A 3,476-nucleotide genomic window follows, 5' to 3' on the forward strand; every position below is an offset into this window, starting at 1 on the left:
GAACCCCCGGCTCGCATCAACGCCTCGCCGCTGAAAGGTCGCGTACCTCGATGAAAACCGGCATCCATCCGAACGTGAACACGGTCACCATCTCCTGCGTCTGCGGAGCCACGTACGAGACCTTCTCCACCAAGACCGGGCTGCGCGTCGAAGTCTGCGCGAGCTGTCACCCGTTCTTCACGGGACAGCGCAAGATCGTCGATACCGAGGGTCGCGTGCAGAAGTTCGAGCAGAAGTACCGCCGGTTCAAAGCCCAAGCCTAGCAGAGCCAAGCCATGCTGGGTTTGTTCCTGACCTTCCTGAAGCTGGGAACCTTCATCTTCGGTTCCGGTCACGCTCTCGCCTCGGCGATGCAGAGCGAGATCGTCGACCGGCAGAGATGGATGACCGCCGAGCAGTTTCAGGAGGGATGGGCGGCGGGCAACGTGCTCCCCGGACCCATCGCGACGAAGGTCGTCGTCTACGTCGGCTACGAACAAGCCGGTGTGTTGGGAGCCCTCGTCGCCATCGTCGCCTACCTGCTGCCGTCCCTGACCGGGATGGTACTCATCACCGCCGTCCTGACGCAGTACGCCCAACTTCCCGCCGTCAAGAGCATCGTGCGCGGGGTGAAGCCGGCTGTCCTCGCGCTGCTCGTCGAGGCGTTCCTGAGCTTCACCGGCGTGGCGTTCCCGCGGAACGGGGGGCTCGTGGCTCACAGCGTACCGGTGCTGGTGACGGTCGGCGGCGTGTGTTTGAGCTTAGCAGGGATGTGGTGGATGTCGACGACGGGGATCGCGGGAGTTGGAGCGTTCCTGCTGACGGACGTCCGTTCGGTCCTCATCTTCGCGCTATCGCTCGCGGCGATCCTCGCCTTCCACGTCGATACGGTCTTCGTGATGATCGGCGCGGCGGCGATCGGCTTGACTTACCTCGCCTTCTGAAAACGGCTCACACGCCGTCGACCTTCTGCGAGAAGACGCGCGTGACTCCGTTCTCGCGCAGGATTGCCGCTGCCCGGCGCACATCCTCGTCCGTGCCGTCCGCCAGGTCGATCAGCGTGTAGTCTTGCCGCAGCCGCGCGTACTTGTCCATCGCGAGGCGATGGTAGGGCATGATCTCGATGCCGTCCTTCGGGTCCACCTCGGCGTAGAAGGCTCCGAGCGCGGCGAGGTTCCCCTCGTCGTCGTTGAGCGTCGGGACCAGCGGGAACCGAAGCAGGAGCCGCGCTCCCTCCGTCGCCAGCCGCCGGATATTCTCGAGAACCGCGCCGTTGTCGCTACCGGTGAGCTCCCGATGCTTCCCGGCGTCGAGGTTCTTCACGTCGCACATCCATAGATCGACCATCGGCAGCATCCGCTCGATGGTCGCCCATGACGTCGCGCAGGACGTTTCGAGGACGGTCCCGATGCCCGCGTCGCGACATAGGGCGAGGAGCGCCGCCGTGAAGTCGGGCTGGTAGAGCGGCTCGCCGCCGGAGACCGTCATCCCGCCGCCGGACGTGTCGTAGTAAGGGCGGTCCAGCCGGACGACCTCGAACACCTCCCCCGCCGTCCGAGCTTCCCCGAACGACTCCATGGCTCCCGCGAAGCAGCCCTCGACGCACGCGCCGCATCGGACGCATCGCTCCACATGGTGAATGTGCTCGCCCGCGTCCGTGAACTCGTGTCCGCCATGCTCACAGGCTTCCAGGCACGCCCGGCAGCCGATGCACTTCGACGCGTCGAAGGCGATCTCCCGCCTCCGCGAGATACCCTCTGGGTTGTGACACCACAGACACCGGAGCGGACATCCCTTGACGAAGACGGTCGTCCGAATGCCGGGTCCGTCGTGCGTACAGAAGCGCTGGATGTTGAACACGACGCCTTCGACCCGGCGCGTGTCCTCCATAGAGGCGGGCATCGAGCTCATGTCACCCCTCAGCGATGATCCGATCCACGACGAGCTGCCGGAACTCCTTCGACAACATGCGGAAGTAGGCGGAAAACCCCGTCACGCGAACCACCAGGTCGGGATACCGGTCCGGGTCCTCGTGGGCGGCGAGGATTTGGTCCTTGTTCAGGATATTGATGTTCATGAGCGTGCCGCCCATGGCGCAGTGCGTCCGGATGAGCGCCTTCATCATCTCGACGCCGTCGCGGTGACGCGTGATGCCCGGATCGAGCTCCAACTGCACGGGAACCGTGTTCCCGTAGCCGCACTGAACCGACGCGATGGCGTTCAGCATCGCCGTCGCCGCGCCTGCGTCGCGGAAGCCGGGATCGGGGTTCGCGCCGTGCGCGATGGGAGCGTGCGCGTGCCGACCGTTGGGCGTTGCACCGACGACCCGGCCCAGACCGATCGTGTTCGCCCACGAGAAGAGCCCGGGGATGCAGCACCAACCGTCCGGCGTCGGCGATTCCTTGACGATGCCGGTGAACAGGTCGGTCAGGAGAACCGCCCACTCGTCCGCGCGCGAGTCGCCGCTGCCGTAGCGCGGGATGTTGCGCATCATCAGGCGGATGGGCTCCGCATCCTGGTAGTCCGTGTCGAGGACTTCCATGAGCCGATCCCACGTGATCCGCCCTTCCTTCTCGATCCGCTGCTCGATGGCGGCGAACGAGTCGGCCACCGTCGCCAGTCCCGCTCCGTCGATGCACATGTTGTAGTAGTCGACGCCGCCGTGCGTGATGTCGCGCCCTCGTGGGACGGTTCCGTGGCACAGCAGGTTCAGGGGAACCTCCGGCATGACGCGGTACATCAACCGAAGGTGGATGTCGATCCCCTCCTTGATGCAGTCGATTCCCCGGCGCAGGTGCTTCTCGTAGTACCGCATGAGCTCCGCCGAGCTGTTCCCGGTCGCCGGATCAGCGTACATCTCCCGTAGAGCCGCGTCGAACACGGCGGCGAAGTTGATCTTCACGATGTCGTTCAGCGTGTACTCGTTGCCCGGGATGCCGACCCAGTGGCAGCCGGACACGACGCGGGTGCGCGACAGTTCCTCGGAGTAGCCGTTCCGCATGAACCCCTCGGTCATGCCCTTCTCGCCGATGAACCGAGGCGACGCGTTCTTGTCCTCGAAGAGGTTCGACACGGCTTGGTCGAAGAGCGCTTCGTCGAGCCCATCCCAAACACGCACAGTGATGTTGGAGGTCCCCTTCATCCGGTGCGCGGCTTCGAGGATCAGGAACGACACACGGCTCGTGCGGTCTTTGCCGGACGCGTCGGGTCCGCCGATCTGGTAATACTGCGTGTCGATGATGAACATCGAGATGAGGTGGAGGATAGCTTCCTCGTCATCGAGGATGCCCCGCGCCGTGTCGCTCTCGTAGAAGGGCTGCAGGAGCTCGTCGAGCTGCCCGATGCCGCCTGCGCCGTTGAACATCCGCGTGATGATCGACACCCACGCGATCCACTGACACGCTTCTTGGAACGTGCGCGGCGGGTCGTCGATGAGCCGTTCGTTCATGTCCGCCATCTGGCGCAGGTTCGCGGCGAGGTGCGGGTTCGGCTCCTCG

4 protein-coding genes are annotated in these 3,476 nt (G+C 65.0%); 2 read left to right on the forward strand and 2 right to left on the reverse strand.

The window, feature by feature from the left end; all coding sequences use genetic code 11:
- Positions 1 to 50 precede the first annotated feature (50 nt).
- Positions 51 to 263, forward strand: coding sequence for a 50S ribosomal protein L31 (gene rpmE / locus FJZ36_18420; protein ID MBM3216875.1), 213 nt, complete (start codon positions 51 to 53; stop codon positions 261 to 263).
- 12 nt (positions 264 to 275) lie between these two features.
- Complete coding sequence (locus FJZ36_18425) at positions 276 to 923, forward strand: chromate transporter (protein MBM3216876.1); 648 nt, start codon at positions 276 to 278, stop codon at positions 921 to 923.
- Between the two features lie 7 nt (positions 924 to 930).
- Here the strand turns inward: FJZ36_18425 and FJZ36_18430 are convergent, their stop codons facing one another.
- Both FJZ36_18430 and FJZ36_18435 read right to left on the reverse strand, forming a co-directional pair.
- Positions 931 to 1,890 (reverse strand): glycyl-radical enzyme activating protein, encoded by a 960-nt coding sequence (locus tag FJZ36_18430; protein MBM3216877.1) that lies wholly within the window; start codon positions 1,888 to 1,890, stop codon positions 931 to 933.
- Between the two features lies 1 nt (position 1,891).
- Positions 1,892 to 3,476, reverse strand: a 1,585-nt coding sequence (locus FJZ36_18435) for a formate acetyltransferase (protein MBM3216878.1), incomplete at its 5' end; no start/stop codon positions are given.

The organism is Candidatus Poribacteria bacterium, from assembly GCA_016866785.1.
GTDB lineage: Bacteria > Poribacteria > WGA-4E.

Excerpts from the sequence above, each read along its gene's own strand:
- rpmE (MBM3216875.1), top strand. The coding sequence starts at position 51 with ATGAAAACCGGCATCCATCCGAACGTGAACACGGTCACCATCTCCTGC.
- FJZ36_18425 (MBM3216876.1), top strand. The coding sequence starts at position 276 with ATGCTGGGTTTGTTCCTGACCTTCCTGAAGCTGGGAACCTTCATCTTC.
- FJZ36_18430 (MBM3216877.1), bottom strand. The coding sequence starts at position 1,890 with ATGAGCTCGATGCCCGCCTCTATGGAGGACACGCGCCGGGTCGAAGGC.